10 protein-coding genes and 1 pseudogene are annotated in these 14,681 nt (G+C 55.4%); 4 read left to right on the forward strand and 7 right to left on the reverse strand.

The window, feature by feature from the left end:
- Positions 1 to 62: 62 nt before the first annotated feature.
- Positions 63 to 4,397, forward strand: a complete 4,335-nt coding sequence (locus NQ014_RS02085; RefSeq protein WP_373467702.1) for a type ISP restriction/modification enzyme — start codon at positions 63 to 65, stop codon at positions 4,395 to 4,397.
- Between the two features lie 191 nt (positions 4,398 to 4,588).
- Here the strand turns inward: NQ014_RS02085 and NQ014_RS02090 are convergent, their stop codons facing one another.
- From NQ014_RS02090 to NQ014_RS02105, 5 genes and pseudogenes are all read right to left on the reverse strand, one after another.
- Positions 4,589 to 6,643, reverse strand: a complete 2,055-nt coding sequence (locus NQ014_RS02090) for a DUF262 domain-containing protein (RefSeq protein ID WP_257073396.1) — start codon at positions 6,641 to 6,643, stop codon at positions 4,589 to 4,591.
- Between the two features lie 438 nt (positions 6,644 to 7,081).
- Positions 7,082 to 7,411 (reverse strand): hypothetical protein, encoded by a 330-nt coding sequence (locus NQ014_RS10875; protein WP_306438409.1) that lies wholly within the window; start codon positions 7,409 to 7,411, stop codon positions 7,082 to 7,084.
- Positions 7,412 to 7,487: 76 nt separating this feature from the next.
- Positions 7,488 to 7,880: an alcohol dehydrogenase catalytic domain-containing protein gene (locus NQ014_RS10880; RefSeq protein WP_306438410.1), complete on the reverse strand. Its 393-nt coding sequence runs from the start codon at positions 7,878 to 7,880 to the stop codon at positions 7,488 to 7,490.
- A 41-nt stretch (positions 7,881 to 7,921) separates the two neighbouring features.
- On the reverse strand, positions 7,922 to 8,590 hold the full coding sequence (locus NQ014_RS02100; RefSeq protein ID WP_257073399.1) for an HAD hydrolase-like protein: 669 nt from the start codon (positions 8,588 to 8,590) through the stop codon (positions 7,922 to 7,924).
- A gap of 46 nt (positions 8,591 to 8,636) precedes the next feature.
- Positions 8,637 to 8,876 (reverse strand): annotated as a pseudogene (locus NQ014_RS02105) (PhnE/PtxC family ABC transporter permease); the annotation flags it as partial.
- Between NQ014_RS02105 and NQ014_RS02110 the strand changes: the two are divergent.
- Both NQ014_RS02110 and NQ014_RS02115 read left to right on the forward strand, forming a co-directional pair.
- Complete coding sequence (locus NQ014_RS02110; RefSeq protein WP_373467694.1) at positions 8,842 to 9,264, forward strand: GntR family transcriptional regulator; 423 nt, start codon at positions 8,842 to 8,844, stop codon at positions 9,262 to 9,264. The pseudogene NQ014_RS02105 and the gene NQ014_RS02110 overlap by 35 nt on opposite strands.
- 1,018 nt (positions 9,265 to 10,282) lie before the next feature.
- The gene (locus NQ014_RS02115) at positions 10,283 to 11,404 is read left to right on the forward strand and encodes a triacylglycerol lipase (RefSeq protein ID WP_257073405.1); all 1,122 of its coding nucleotides are present in this window, start codon (positions 10,283 to 10,285) and stop codon (positions 11,402 to 11,404) included.
- A gap of 70 nt (positions 11,405 to 11,474) precedes the next feature.
- Here NQ014_RS02115 and NQ014_RS02120 read toward each other — a convergent pair whose 3' ends face one another.
- Both NQ014_RS02120 and NQ014_RS02125 read right to left on the reverse strand, forming a co-directional pair.
- Positions 11,475 to 12,251: an LURP-one-related/scramblase family protein gene (locus NQ014_RS02120; protein ID WP_257073407.1), complete on the reverse strand. Its 777-nt coding sequence runs from the start codon at positions 12,249 to 12,251 to the stop codon at positions 11,475 to 11,477.
- 39 nt (positions 12,252 to 12,290) lie between these two features.
- The gene (locus NQ014_RS02125) at positions 12,291 to 12,809 is read right to left on the reverse strand and encodes a type 1 glutamine amidotransferase domain-containing protein (protein ID WP_257073410.1); all 519 of its coding nucleotides are present in this window, start codon (positions 12,807 to 12,809) and stop codon (positions 12,291 to 12,293) included.
- Positions 12,810 to 13,012: 203 nt separating this feature from the next.
- Between NQ014_RS02125 and NQ014_RS02130 the strand changes: the two genes are divergently transcribed.
- Positions 13,013 to 14,644: a CTP synthase gene (locus tag NQ014_RS02130; protein ID WP_257073411.1), complete on the forward strand. Its 1,632-nt coding sequence runs from the start codon at positions 13,013 to 13,015 to the stop codon at positions 14,642 to 14,644.
- Positions 14,645 to 14,681 lie beyond the last annotated feature (37 nt).

The raw sequence follows: 14,681 nt of genomic DNA on the forward strand, positions 1-14,681 counted from the left end.
CCCCCGGATTATGGAAACTACAGGGCAGGTAAGCCATACCGGGACCAGCGACTATCCCCATTATCGGGGACACTCACAAGGTAACGGGGAAGGCTCGAGTTCTCTTCCTCGTTCCATCCATTTCGCTCCTGTCGCAAACTCTCAAGGAATGGACAGCACAGGGTCGCCTGGACATGCGCACTTTTGCTGTGTGTTCTGACTCGAAGGTCTCCCGTAAAGCCGAGGATATTGCGACCTACGACCTAGAAGTCCCAGTCTCAACCAACGGCGCTGAAATTGCCCAGCGATTTGAATCCGGCAAGCGGGCAAAGGGGCTCCACATCGTCTTTTCAACCTACCAGTCGCTGCCGGCAGTTCACGACGCCCAGCAGCAAGGCCTCGATGACTTCGACCTGGTTATCTGTGATGAGGCGCATCGCACCACCGGCATTACTCTCGCCGGTGAGGACGCAAGTAACTTCGTTCGCATCCACGATGCCGATTACATCAAGGCCACGAAGCGCCTCTATATGACGGCCACGCCGCGCCTGTACGACGATTCCGTCAAGGGCAAGGCCTTGGATCACTCAGCCGAACTTGCCTCCATGGATGACGAAGCCATTTACGGCCCAGAGTTCTATCGTCTCGGATTCGGCGAAGCCGTAGAAAAAGGCCTGCTCACCGACTACAAGGTTCTCGTCATGACGGTCGACGAGTCCGTAGCCGCCGATGCCATGGCTCGCAGCCAGAACAGCCAGATCAATCTCACTCTGGCTTCGGCAATGATTGGTGCATGGAATGGCCTAGCAAAGCGCTCCGGTTCTCTGCAGGGTAAGAAGGGCGGCTTCGATGAAGATGCCGCACCTATGCAGCGTGCTGTGGCATTCGCTCGTGACATCAAGACATCGCAGGCAATTGCTGATTCCTATCCGCAACTGGTGAACATGCATCGAGAACTGCTCGAAGAGAAGGCAGTTCTCAATGATGTCTCGCTGCACAACGTGGACGTTTCTATCTCTGCGCAGCATGTCGACGGCAGTATGAACGCCCTTGAGCGTGGAACCAAGCTTTCTTGGCTGGAGTCTCCAGCAGCCGAGCAGCACACCCGCGTACTCACAAACGCCCGTTGTTTGTCCGAAGGTGTCGACGTCCCGGCGTTGGACGCTGTGATCTTCTTCAACCCGCGTAATTCCATGGTCGACGTGGTGCAGTCTGTCGGTCGCGTCATGCGCAAGTCCGAAGGAAAGGATTACGGCTACATTATTCTTCCGGTTGCAGTTGCTCCGGACGTTTCGCCGGCGCAGGCACTCAATGACAACGTACGTTTCAAGGTTGTCTGGCAGATCCTGAATGCGTTGCGGGCGCATGATGACCGCTTCAATGCCAAGGTCAATTCCATCGCGTTGAACGAAACGAATCCTGCTGAAGAGTTGCCAATCGAAGTCGACCACATCGGCAAAAAGGATTCCCAGAAAACGGGCTCCGACACCGATTCCGAGAGCGCTTCTCCCACCGATGCCATTAACGAGGCTGAAGCCGACTCGGTGAAGAATCCGCAGCCGCTGGCCGATAATGATGAGCTAACTCAACAGCTCGTACTGTTTTCTCTGGAAGAGTGGCAGGAGGCCATTTACACCAAGCTCGTCGACAAAGTGGGCACCCGCACATACTGGGAGGATTGGGCGGACGACGTCGCTACCATCGCGGAAAACCAAATCACGCGCATCAAAGCGCTTGTCGACGGTGCTGATGCCACCCTCCGCACAGAATTCGATAGCTTTGTTGAGGGTCTGCGAAACAATCTCAACGACGGCATCAGCGAAGATGATGCCATTTCAATGCTCTCGCAGCACCTCATTACAGCTCCGGTCTTCAACGCTCTTTTCGAGAACCACGACTTCATCACCCATAACCCCGTGGCCCAGGTTATGGAGAAGATGGTCGGGGCCCTCTCCGAAGCCAATCTTGATACCGAAACCGAGTCCCTCGAGAAGTTCTACGAGTCCGTCCGTGTTCGAGCCTCTGAAGTGAACTCCGCCTCCGGTAAACAGCAGGTCATCAAGGAGCTTTACGAGCGCTTCTTCCAAAAAGCCTTCAAGAAGCAGGCTGAGTCTTTGGGCATCGTCTATACCCCAGTCGAAATCGTGGACTTCATTCTGCGCGCTGCGGATGACGTGTCCAAGAAGCACTTCGGCAAGGGGCTTACCGACGAAGGCGTCTGTATCCTCGATCCTTTCGCCGGCACCTCGACCTTTACGGTTCGCCTCTTACAGTCCGGCCTCATCAAGCCAGAGGACCTTGCCCGCAAGTACGCCAACGAGCTTTTCGCGACCGAAATCATGCTCCTGGCTTACTACGTTTCTGCGGTGAATATTGAGACCACTTACAATGCACTGCGCGAAGAAGCAGCGCTGCGCAATGGTGAGCCCGCACCGGAGTATGTGCCCTTCGCCAACATTGCTCTGGCCGATACTTTCCAGATTCATGAGGAAGGAGACATTCCGGACCTCAACATCTTCCGCGAGAACAACGCCACTATCGAGCGCCAGAAGAACGCTCCAATCAACGTGGTGATTGGTAACCCGCCTTATTCAGCAGGCCAGAAGTCCGCTAACGACTTGAATGCGAATCTGAAGTATCCGAGCCTGGACAAACGCATCGCTGAAACTTACGCCGCGAAATCTACAGCTACGAACAAGAACTCGCTGTATGACTCCTACCTACGTGCCTTCCGATGGGCAACCGATCGCATTGGTGACCAAGGCGTAGTGGCGTTCGTTTCAAATGGCGGTTGGATTGACGGCAACACTGGCGACGGTGTGCGGTTATCCATGGCCGAAGACTTCACTGACCTGTATGTGTTTAACCTTCGTGGCAATCAGCGAACGGCAGGAGAACAGTCCCGCAAGGAAGGCGGAAAGGTCTTTGGTTCGGGTTCGCGGAATACGGTAGCCATCACTTTCGGAGTTAAAAATCCCGTAAAGTCCGGTTTTCAGTTGCACTACCGGGATATTGGAGATTACCTGACTGCGGCGGACAAGCTTCGGATTGTGGATACAGAAACGGTGGAGTCCATTAAATGGGAGTCCATCACTCCTAATACCTATGGTGACTGGGTGAACCAGCGCTCGGATGCCTTTGGCACTTGGCCAGTGCTTGGCGAAAAGAAAGGCGATTCAACAACTTTCTTCACCACGTTTTCTGCTGGGCTCCAGACGAATCGAGATGCGTGGGTTTATGCTACTTCGAAGTCAGAGCTTGAGATGCAAATTGCTACGTTGAAAGATACTTACACTCAGGCTTTGGCAACAATTCAGCAAGGGCAGAAAGCAAAAGATTTCCTTCAGCGAAATCCCCAGTTTGTTGATCCTAGACGTAGCAAATGGTCATCAAGTCTGGAGAACCAGTTGGATAGGCGATTACCTCTAGACTGCCTCGGTTACATTGCATTCGGGCTTTACCGGCCATTCTGTCGGCAAATCGTTTATTTTGACAGTCAACTGAATCATCGACGATATCAACTGCCATCGATGTTCCCGACTCCGCAGCACCGGAATATCGGTTTTTATATCCCAGCAGCCAGTAGTGCTGCCCGTGGATTCAATGCTATTGCAACCGTGTTAGTGCCGGACTTGTGCCTTAGTGGTTCAGGATCCGGGCAGTATTTCCCCCGCTTCACTTGGGCTGCGGTAACGGAGGATGACGGTGCGCTGTTTGGTGAGAACAGCGTCGTAAAGCAAGGCGAAACCAGTGTCTACGGCGAGATTGGTGAAATCGTTCATGGCTATGCGCGCGTGGACAATATCACCGACGAGATCAAGAAGATTTACCGTGATGCGCTGGGTGCGGACATTACAGGCGATGATATTTTCCACTTTGTGTACGGCAAGTTGCATGACCCTGCTTACCGCACGAAGTATGCGGCCGACTTGAAGAAGATGCTGCCGCATATTGAGACGCCAAGCTCGCGTGCGGAGTTCGATAAGTTTGCTACTGCGGGCCAAGAGCTGATGGAGCTGCACGTGGGCTACGAGTCTGTGGAACCGTGGCCATTGGATATTCAGGTTAAGGGGGATGAGTCTAACCGGGAGACCTGGCGTGTGCTCAAGATGAGGTGGGCCAAGCGCAAGGATCCGGAGACAGGCAAGAACGTCAATGACGTGACTAAGTTGATTTACAACAAGCGCGTGACCATTTCGGGTATTCCTGCGGAAGCCGACGGGTATATGTTGGGCTCGCGTTCAGCGGTGGCATGGCTGATTGATCGTTATCAGGTCAAGAAGGACAAAGCCTCCGGTATCATTAACGACCCGAACGACTGGGCTGATGAGGTGGGGAACCCGCGTTACATCGTGGCCCTCATTGGACGCGTGGTGCGAGTTGCTATGGAGACGGTGCGGATTGTGAAGGATTTATAGGTGATTGAGTCTCGATTTAGTCCGGCTTTCTTTGCCGTCGTTATTCGTTTAGCCGGGTAGGTGATGAAGGTCTGGATGAAATACCTGAAGTGACACAGGTTTCTTTATATTCGCCTTCGAGAAGCATCCGTACGAAACTAGTGAAGATGAGAGCTCAGGGGCAGACTCTTTCCCTGAGCTCGTCACCATCCTTACACTGTGGCATCGGGAATTTCCAGCAACTCAGAAAGGTCTTCTGCATCAAGGAATTGTGCCCTAGACGCGTGACCCGAGGCTGAAAATTCAATACCTTCAGATGCTAGAAGCTCCTGAGGATTGCGAGTGTCGCTCTCGTCGTACCATCGAAATCCCTCAGGGATCTCGCCAGAGGCTCTCATTACTCGATAGGCGTTAGGCAATATGTTGTTTGCAATATAGGTACCTACAGGCTGGGGCGCGGAACCAATAGCTGCCGCTATTTCTCCGTAGCTAGTCCACCGACCAGTAGGAATCGCAACGAGAATTTCCTTGAGTTTCCGCCACTTAGGATTTTCCGAGTCACTTGAGGAAGCGCCGGTAGTCGGACCTGGCCATGCCTTAATGATTAAGTCCGTAAGCGAATCTGCACGTGCTGCAATTTCATCTGGTCCCCATCGCTCACTGTCGATAAGGCTCGTGCTCAACCTAAGTCCGGAGCGCGCAAGTTCTTCACGCTTCCACGCGAACCCCTTGTTGCTGAGCTGAGAGTTATATCCCGTCAAAGTAAGGTTTCCAAGTGTGTGTTTCCAAGTGTCGTGCATTTCGTCGATATCAACCCCTGGATACCAAGCCGACAAATCTGCTCGCCATTCAGGACTTAGATTCTGAGGCATGACATGCTCAATCGATAATTCGGATGTATCGACTGGTTCTCGAGATCCAAATTCTTGCTCTAACCAGCGCAAGAAAAGTGGGCGATGAGCTCGTCGACCATTCAGATAGTAAGGAAGCTCCTTAATAGAGGCTCGAAGAGCATCGTCTGGGTAGAAATGCTTTCGACCGGTGGAAAACCATCGCCGCAGCTGTATTGCCGCAGGTTCATTCGTCTCAAAGATACCGGCAGCTTCACGGAAGACTCGGTTAAGGCCTTGTGTGGGGCGACCCGAGAGGAAACGACGGACAATATAGCTCTCTATTACCAGCAAAGTCTGGGCGAGGTCTTGGCTATCAATTACACCATTTTCACGCATAGTAAGCAGGGTGAGCATCAAAGGGTGCGTGGTTGTCGCATCCCATTCCCGCAAGCGTTGAAGTCGATAGCGAACGCTCGAATTCTCTTCGTTCTCGGGAGCAAGAATCTTTTGGTAAAGCCTTGAAAGCTCAGCGAACCGTTTGAGTTCATTGAGAATCTCCGATTCTGTGTGCATCGAATCCATACGCTTTTGCTGGAGGACAAATGTGTCACTAATTTTCGCGCGTGGGTTCTCTGAAGCGATGTCTACCCAAAAAAGTGATTCAATTTCATCGTTGGAAAGGCGCTCCTGTAGCGGCTTCCAATAGCGGTCGTATGCATCATCCCCATTTTCTGGCAGCCGCATGAAGATATAGTTGCGTAGAAGATCGCCCTGTGTAAGTTTCAGTCCAGTGTTATTGAGAGACTGAAAAATGCGATGCACGTTATCCTGCGGGTGAGTGCTAATTGATACTAGTGACAGGCCCTCAACAATTGCGTCCTGTATATTAGCAATATCGTTTGGATCCTCCGGATCATCAATTTTCTCCAACTGCGTCCGGAAGAAACGATATGCTTCGCCAATGCGGTCGGTTCCCCCCAAGTGTGGAAGTTTTCTTATGACTGCTGCATAAGAGGCGCGATCAGCTTGAGTTGGAACAAGCTTAATATGTTGCCTGCCCTTCTTGTACTGGTTGACTAAGAATCGGTTGTGAATCTCAATTCCGGCTTCAGCTTCGGGCTCTTTTTCATCTCGATAGTCCCGAATCGCTGCGAGAAGGAGAGTTAAGGTGGTGAGTCGCTGTTGTCCATCGACCACCAAGAAGGTAGCAACACCACCCGCAACCGAGACCGGCGGAGGGGCTAAAACCAGGGAGCCAATAAAGTGGCTGGATCGGTCGCCCCCTTGTCGGTCTTCAGTGAGTTCGATGATGTCGTTCCACAAATCCTGAAGCTGCGCCTTACCCCACTGGTAGGGCCGTTGATAAAGCGGAACAATATATTGTTTTGTTCCTTCTAATACATCTTGCAGTGTGGTTTCCTGTGCAGCGACCATGTACACCCATCCTAATCTTTAACCGGAGAGAAACTACTCCAATAGTATCTTTTGGAATCGAACGGAATGTATTGGATCATTACGCGAGTTGCTTTTAGGACGGGGCTTCCAACCTGCTGTCGCAAGCTCTGATGAGCGTGTTACATATATCGGCTCGCGATTACGGAGTTGAACTGCAGCCCGTAAGAACGCATCCGATGCTGCGGCAGCCTGCACCTCCGCAGGCACGTTCTCCAGTGCAATCGGCTCCGACACAACGGTGTCCCAATCAATCTGGGAATCTGCCAGGAACTCCACTGCCCGCTCTAGGTGCCGCGGCTCGTAGTTATGGACTCCGGTGATGGTGCGCCAGCCACGGACAAGCCACTCCGGATCGAGGGCATAAGTAGGGGATGTGGCAACACTTCCGGCCAGGACCGCGCGGCCGCCGGTGTCGAGTTATTCAATGCAGGTAGCGACGCCGAACTCGCTGCCGGAGAACTCGAGGGTGACATCGAAAGGCTCTGGTTCGGAATCGTCACCAGACCCTGACGGGTCGGGTACAACCGCCCTCAGCTCCCTTGCCCAGCCAAGCCGAGTTTGATTGCGGTCAACGGCCACAACCTCAGTGGCGCAACCACGAATAGCTGCCTCAACAGCGATAAGGCCAAGCATGCCGATGCCCATAACTAGAACCCGTTTACCTGCAAGGGGCCCAGCCTGCTCCATGCAAGCCATCACAGTGGCGCCGGCGCAGGTGGCGATGGAGGCCGCGAAATCGGGAAGCAAGTCGGGGACTACTACCACTGGCTGATGGTTGCGCAGCACAATGTGGGAAGCATAGGTACCCGAAAGAGGCCAGTCGCTATCGAAAGCCTCGTGACCAGTCTTTTTTCAAGTTCCGGCATTTGGCGGTCATGCCGCGTTCACAGCGGTCACACTGCATACACGGTGCGGTGACCGAGAACACGACTCGCTGGACAACCCGCAGACTTGGGTTGCGGGTGGCGCGGACGATTCCGGCTCCCTCGTGGCCGAGAACGCTAGGGCAAGGCGCGCTGCGGCGATCGAGCACTGTGTGACGGTCGGAGCCACAAATCGTAGCAGTGGTGATTTCTACCAAGGTTTCGCCTTCTTGCAAAGCAGGGGTAGGGACTTCTTGCATGCGAAAGTCGCTGCTGCCGTGCCAAACGAGCGCTTGGGCCATTTCCATCGGCGTAGTTGAAGCGGAAGTCATTGAGGAATCCGGAGTCGTCATCAGCGTTGGGTACTTAGTTGGTCAGATCTACAGTCCAGGGCCTACTTTCCGACGATGTCCAGTAGGTTCGCGGAGGAATTCAGAACGTAATCAGCACCGAGGGACTCGAACAGTTCGCGAGTCAGGTGACCGGTGAGCACACCGACGGTGGTGACGCCGGTGTCCTCGGCGGAACGGACATTGGCCTCGGTGTCGCCAGAGCTAATAACGGCCGCCTTGTCAGTGATGCCGAGCTTCTCCATGACAGCCAGGAGTTGGTCGGGCTCTGGGCGGCCGTGCTCGACTTCGTCGCCGGCGACAACTGTGTCGATAATTCCGTTGTCCCAGCCCATGGAGGAGACAATGATATCGACGATTTCGCGCGCAAAGCCCGTCGTCAAGCCAATTTTGATGCCCTTTTCGTGCAGTGCCTTCAGCATGTCTTCGACGCCTGGCAGTGGGGTTGGAGGGTTGTCCTTGTAGGTGCGAGCAAGTTCGGCGCGGAAGAACTCCCAGGCGTGGTTGTGGACCTCTGGCGTCGGTTCGATGCCGCCTTCACGGAGCAGATTGCCGATCGCCCAGAACTTTTCGGTACCCATGTAACGTTGGAAAGTCTCGTCGGAGTAGCGGGCACCTTCGCGTACGGTGGCTTCGCGGAGGATGCGGTAGACCTCATCACGGTCGTCGATGGTGGTGCCAGCCATGTCGAAGATAGCGAGCTGGTAAGTCATGAGTTTTTCCTTTTTCGGTAGAAGGGGACGCGGACTGGGGAGTGAATTAACGAACGGCGGCCCGCAGCCACATGGACAGCGCCTCGACGACGAGGACGACAGCGACCATGAGGATGAGGATGTAGGTGACGACGTCGAACTGGTTGACTCGAGAGGCATTGAGCAACTGGAAGCCAATGCCGACTGCGCCGACGACGCCGAGTAGCGTGGCCGAGCGGATGTTGGTGTCCAACAGGTAGAGGCAGTGGGCAATGAAAGACGGGATTGCCTGGCGGACGGTGGCGGCTACCTCCGTACTTCGGCTCCGGCTTATGGATGGGGAACCAGCTATGGTCGAGAGATTGAATTACCCTCTGGACGTCGGCAAGCACATTCTGACCTTTGATACTGATTCGGGGTCCATTTACCGCCACCTGTTGGATAGCGGTGTGGACATTGCGTATGCGACGCGCACCATTGATGCGGTTCCGGCCAATGAAGAGGATGCTGCACTGCTGAAGATCCAGGTGGGTGCGCCTTTGCTGCGAGTCCGGCGCCGTGCATTCACGCTGGACGGAGTGCCGATTGAGGCCTCCGATGACCGCTACCTAGCAAGTAAGGCAAACTTCTCGGTGACGACGGCGCGGGGCAATGCGTCACCAATCTCGCTGCAGGCTGGGGAGAGCGTGCGGTAGGGGATCGTGGGGATTTTTCGGGGGCGGTGGTGGCTATGAATTGAATTGGCGAAGCTGCCGCTGCGAGTGCTTTTCGGCGAAGGCGGCAGCGGCTTCTTAATTCAACATCGCGCGACACTCTTCCTCGGAATGGCCAGAGTTCAGGCAATCAGCCCAGTCGATTTGGCCTTGAACCCACGGGGATGGCTCGTTGTTCTGAGGCTCCGGGGCGGTGTTCGTGGAAGGGCCGTCATAGAAATTGTTGGCGCAATACTGTGTCCAGCCGGAGGTGCCGTCGGTAAACCAGGTGGTGCCTTGTTCGTAGAGTCCCTGCGAGGATTTCGCACAATGCGAAATTGTTTTGTTTATAGCTGTCGGCTCACCAGTGGGGGGCGCCAGTGTAACCAGTGGGTCCGGAGCTTTCCGTTGTCCGGGTCGGGGGTGTCGACGGGTTGGGAGTCTTGGTAGTGGATAGTGTCGTCGATTCTGTGCTGCTTTCTGGGTTGGTGACGGTTTTTGTAACGGTAGTCGGCTCCGGTGCTTTTTCCGGTTCTCCGTTGGAGCACGCCGAAAGGCACAGCGCTGGAATGGTCAGTGCGAGGGCGAATATGTGTCGTTTGTGCATGCGAAATACCTTACTGTACGGGCAGGTGAAAGGTGCTTTCGCTGATTTCTGCAATCGGTGACTCGGTTTCCTTGCTGAAGGTATCGAGCGTCCGCATCGCTCGCTGCCCGAAGTAATGATGGAACAGGTGTTTAATCTCACCGGCGATTTAGGTATCGGCAGTGATCCTGTGGCATTGCAACGAAAGTGCGGCCTGTTTTGGCCTATGGGCGATATCACTTTAAAAGCCTGCGGAGCTGGAGGTGGATAGTATTATAGTTATATTTAGTTCACATTTTATTAACCCTATTTAGGGGCTTTGATTGGTCGCCTTTCAAAGTACGATTGTGATTCATAGCCTGTTTTTGCTCTTGCCCATGCCGTAGTTCTTATTGGAAGCGTTTTACTATTCACTGTTCTACGCAAGGAGTAATCATGGGTACTCATCGAGCATTTTCGAAGCTGGCGCGGTCAGCTACGGCACTGGTAGCTGCAGCTGGTGTCGCTATGGCAGCGGCTCCTATCGCGGCTGCCGCACCGGCTTCGGGTGCAGAAGCTGGCGGTAATCAAGTCCTGTCCTGGACGGAAATGGGTGAGTGGGGCCCAAAGGCAAATGATTTCCCCACCGTCATGGTTAACCAGGGGATGACGGAAAACATCAGTCCAGAGGGCACAAATGTGCACTGTGTTCCTGCTCCTGGAGAGAATCCGGTGGTCATGATCCACGGGATGAACTCGAACTCGTACCAGACCTATGCGCGCATGGCGCCGGAGCTAAAGGCAATGGGTAAGTGTCTGTACGCATTTAACGTCGGCAAGCTGGGTCCTGACGAGTTTTCGGTGCTTGGCTCTATTCCAACCATGCGCAATATGACCCCGCTAGACACCGCTTTGGCTGAGCTGACTGCAAAGATTGACGCTCTCAAGGCTGAAACTGGTGCTACCGCCGTCGATATTGTTGGTCACTCTGCTGGTGGCACATTGGCTGCCGCTTACGCCAAGCAGGAGCAGGGCCGGGGTATAGGCACGGTAGTGTCCCTGGCGGGAGTCCTGCACGGCACATCGTTGCTCGGTATCTCCTATGGTTTGGAGCAGCTCGACCAGTTCGACAATGCTGGCAATAAGGCTGCGGGGTACATTGTCAGCCCGAGCCTGGTGGATCTGCTGCAGCATAGCGAGTTCATGGCCAAGATGAATGAGGGCGGCTTGGAGCAGCCGGGTGTCAACTATGTTGCAATCTCTACCCAGGTTGATGAAGCCGTCACTCCAATGGCTGCAAGCCAGTGGCAGGCGCCGACTTCCACAAACATTCTTCTCCAAGAGGGATGCTCTGCCGATCTGTCGGGTCATATGGGCCTGACCTTCTCGCCGCGGGCAATCGCGCAGGTAGCCAATGCGCTGGGGCGCAACGTAGAAGTTCCGTGCGTGCCGGTAACCGGCTTTGTGGAAGGCGGCATCAATGACAATGCCAATGTTCGCCCAGAACATGTCAATGCCGTTTCTGCCGGCATCACGGAAATCGACGGACGCATCGCTCAGGCTGCGGGATCGCGGTAGCGATAGTCGCAACCGCGACAATAAGCGGCGGTAGAACCAGACAAGAGGTAGGGCGCGTTGTCGGCAGCAGTCACTGGCTGTCGGATCGCGCCTTTTTTGCCATCAAATCCAGGGCAATGGCCGCGCCAATAATGGCTGCGCGTAGCTGTGGCGGCAAATCATCCTTGAGCTGCAGTACATAGCGCTCATTGCCGGTTAGCATATTTGTAAAACCCGACCACTTGCGTGACATCTGTGCAACTTCGATGTCATTAATCTTGTAGGTTGCGTCGTAATGCCAAACGTCGCCGTCGACCTCGCAATGAGCAAAACCGGGGATGGAGATCTCCAGTCGCCGCTTAAAGAACGCAAATTTTTGCTGAATAGTTGCCAATAGGCGCGACGAGTCTGCTCCGACCTGCTGCTTGCCCTCGGGGCTTGTCGCCTGCGGGTCGGGGTAGTAGACCTCGTAGCTGTCAAGGGCGAAATCGGTCGGATCGGTAATAACGAACACCGGAGTGCCGTCTGGTTCGGACACTGTCAGACGACGAGAGCCCATAAACATGCGGCTCAGCGTGCCGCCAGTAGTTTCAATCTTGCCGATGCAATTGCCCTCGGTATCCAGGATGTCGAAATCATCCGCTATGAAGTTTCGAATCTGCTGGATAACGATGTTGTTGTGCGAGAGCAATCCCCGGTAATGCCCTTGCTGTGGCGGAAGCTGCTCAGGTGCGTGAGGTTGCTCAGGAGTGGAGGGCTGCTGCGCGGAAAGCTGTTGCTCGGAGGGCTGCTGCTTGGAAGCATCTTCCGCATCATTTTGTGGAATCTGATCCCACAGTGACTTTGGATTATCCCAATACGAAGTCATGGTAACAGCCTTCCTTTGATGAGTCTTGGGGCAGGCGAGTTAGAAGTTCTCTACGAGCGCCTTGTTGAAAGCCTCAAGGTCAGCCGGGGTACGGGAGGAAATCAGGTTGCCGTCAACGACAACTTCCTCGTCGACCCAGTTAGCGCCAGCGTTCACCAAGTCGGTCTTGACGCTGATGTAGGAGGTAATCGTGCGACCCTTCAGTGCATCCGCGTCGGTGAGAATCCAACCGCCGTGGCAAATCACGCCGATGGGCTTGTCGGCTGTGGCGAATCCCTTCACCAGGGCCACGGCATCCTTATCGATGCGAATCTGGTCAGCATTCACGGTGCCGCCCGGCAGGATCAGGGCATCGTAATCATCAGCAGAAACGCTGTTGGTCAGCTTATCGACGTCCACCTTCGTGCCATTCTTGCCCTCGATGGAGCCTTCCTCCGTGGAGATAACGTGCACGGTCGCACCGGCATCCTTCACGGCCTCAGCCGGGCTAGTCAGCTCGGAGTCCTCGAATCCGTCAGTGGCCAATACTGCAATGGTCTTATTCGTTAAATCAGTCATAGCCCCGAGGGTAATGACGAGATCGCGTTTATGCATCCAGGAGACCATGATTTTTGAGAATATCGCGTAGCTGCCACTTGCCCCTGGACCCCACCGGCGGATGGGGTGCAGCTCCGCAAAAGTTACCCAAATATGAAATAAGTATCCGCCATTATGAAAAGTCGCTTGCGCTTACACCCGCGCAAGCGATATTCTGAAGTCCCGTGGTTACGAAATACATCATCGTTACAGGAGGCGTAGCCTCCTCCCTCGGAAAAGGCTTAACCGCGGCGTCGCTCGGCCGCCTGCTTACCTCGCGTGGTCTCAAAGTGACTATGCAGAAGCTCGATCCCTACCTCAACGTGGATCCGGGCACCATGAACCCCTTCCAGCACGGCGAGGTCTTCGTCACCGAAGACGGCGCCGAAACCGACCTAGACCTCGGTCACTACGAGCGCTTCCTCGATCGCAACCTCTCCGCCGGCGGCAATGTCACCACCGGCAAGGTCTATTCCTCGGTCATCGCCAAGGAGCGCCGCGGCGAATTCCTCGGCCAGACCGTCCAGGTCATCCCGCACATCACCGACGAGATTAAATCCCGCATCGTCGCTATGGGCAATGCCGACGCGAACGGCGAAAAGCCCGACGTGGTCATCACCGAAATCGGCGGCACCGTCGGCGATATCGAATCGCAGCCCTTCCTGGAAGCCGCGCGGCAAGTGCGTCACGACGTCGGCCGCGAAAACGTCTTCTACCTCCACGTGTCACTGGTTCCGTACCTCGGCCCCTCCAAGGAACTGAAGACCAAGCCCACCCAGCACTCGGTGGCCGAACTTCGCTCGATTGGCCTGGTTCCCGATGCCGTCGTTTTGCGATGCGACCGCGACGTCCCCGACTCCCTCAAGAACAAGATTGCGCTGATGTGCGACATCGACCGCGAGGGCGTGGTGTCCTGCCCGGATGCACCGAGCATCTACGACATCCCGAAGGTCCTCTATGAAGAGCACCTGGACACCTTCATCATTCGCCGCCTGAACCTGCCGTTCCGGGACATGGATTGGGCCGTGTGGGGAGACCTGCTTGAGCGCGTCCACAACCCGAAGGGCGAGGTCACGGTGGCGCTCGTCGGTAAGTACATTGACCTGCCGGACGCTTACCTGTCCGTCGCGGAAGCCGTGCGTGCCGCCGGTTTCGCCCACCACGTGAAGGCGAACATCCGCTGGATTGCCTCTGATGATTGCGAAACCCCGGAGGGGCTGAAGAAGAACATGGCCGGCGTGGACGCGATTGTCATCCCCGGTGGCTTCGGCGGGCGCGGCATTGAAGGCAAGATCGCGACCATCCGCTACGCCAAGGAAACCGGCACGCCACTGTTGGGAATCTGCCTGGGTATGCAGTGTGTTGTCATCGAGGCAGCACGTACCGCAGGTGTTGAAGGCGCTTCTTCCACTGAGTTCGACGAGAACGCGGCAGAGCCGGTCATCGCCACGATGGAGGAGCAGCTCCAGGCCGTCTCCGGCGAGGCTGACCTGGGCGGATCCATGCGCCTGGGCTCCTACCCGGCGAAGCTCGCCGAAGACTCCGTCGTCGCGCGCTTCTACGGCACCACCGAAGTCACCGAGCGCCACCGCCACCGCTACGAGGTCAACAACGCCTACCGCGCCCAGCTCGAAGAGGCGGGCCTGGTCATCTCGGGCACCTCGCCGGACGGCAAGCTCGTCGAATTCGTCGAGTACCCCACGGACGTACACCCGTACCTCGTGGCCACGCAGGCGCACCCGGAGCTGAAGTCACGCCCCACCCACGCCCATCCGCTTTTCGACGGCCTCATCGCCGCAGCCCTCAAGCACAACTAGCTTCGGCTCCGCGAGGGTGAATCCGGCCTACCTATTA

Source organism: Corynebacterium sp. 5QC2CO (assembly GCF_024580435.1).
Classification (GTDB): domain Bacteria; phylum Actinomycetota; class Actinomycetes; order Mycobacteriales; family Mycobacteriaceae; genus Corynebacterium; species Corynebacterium jeikeium_D.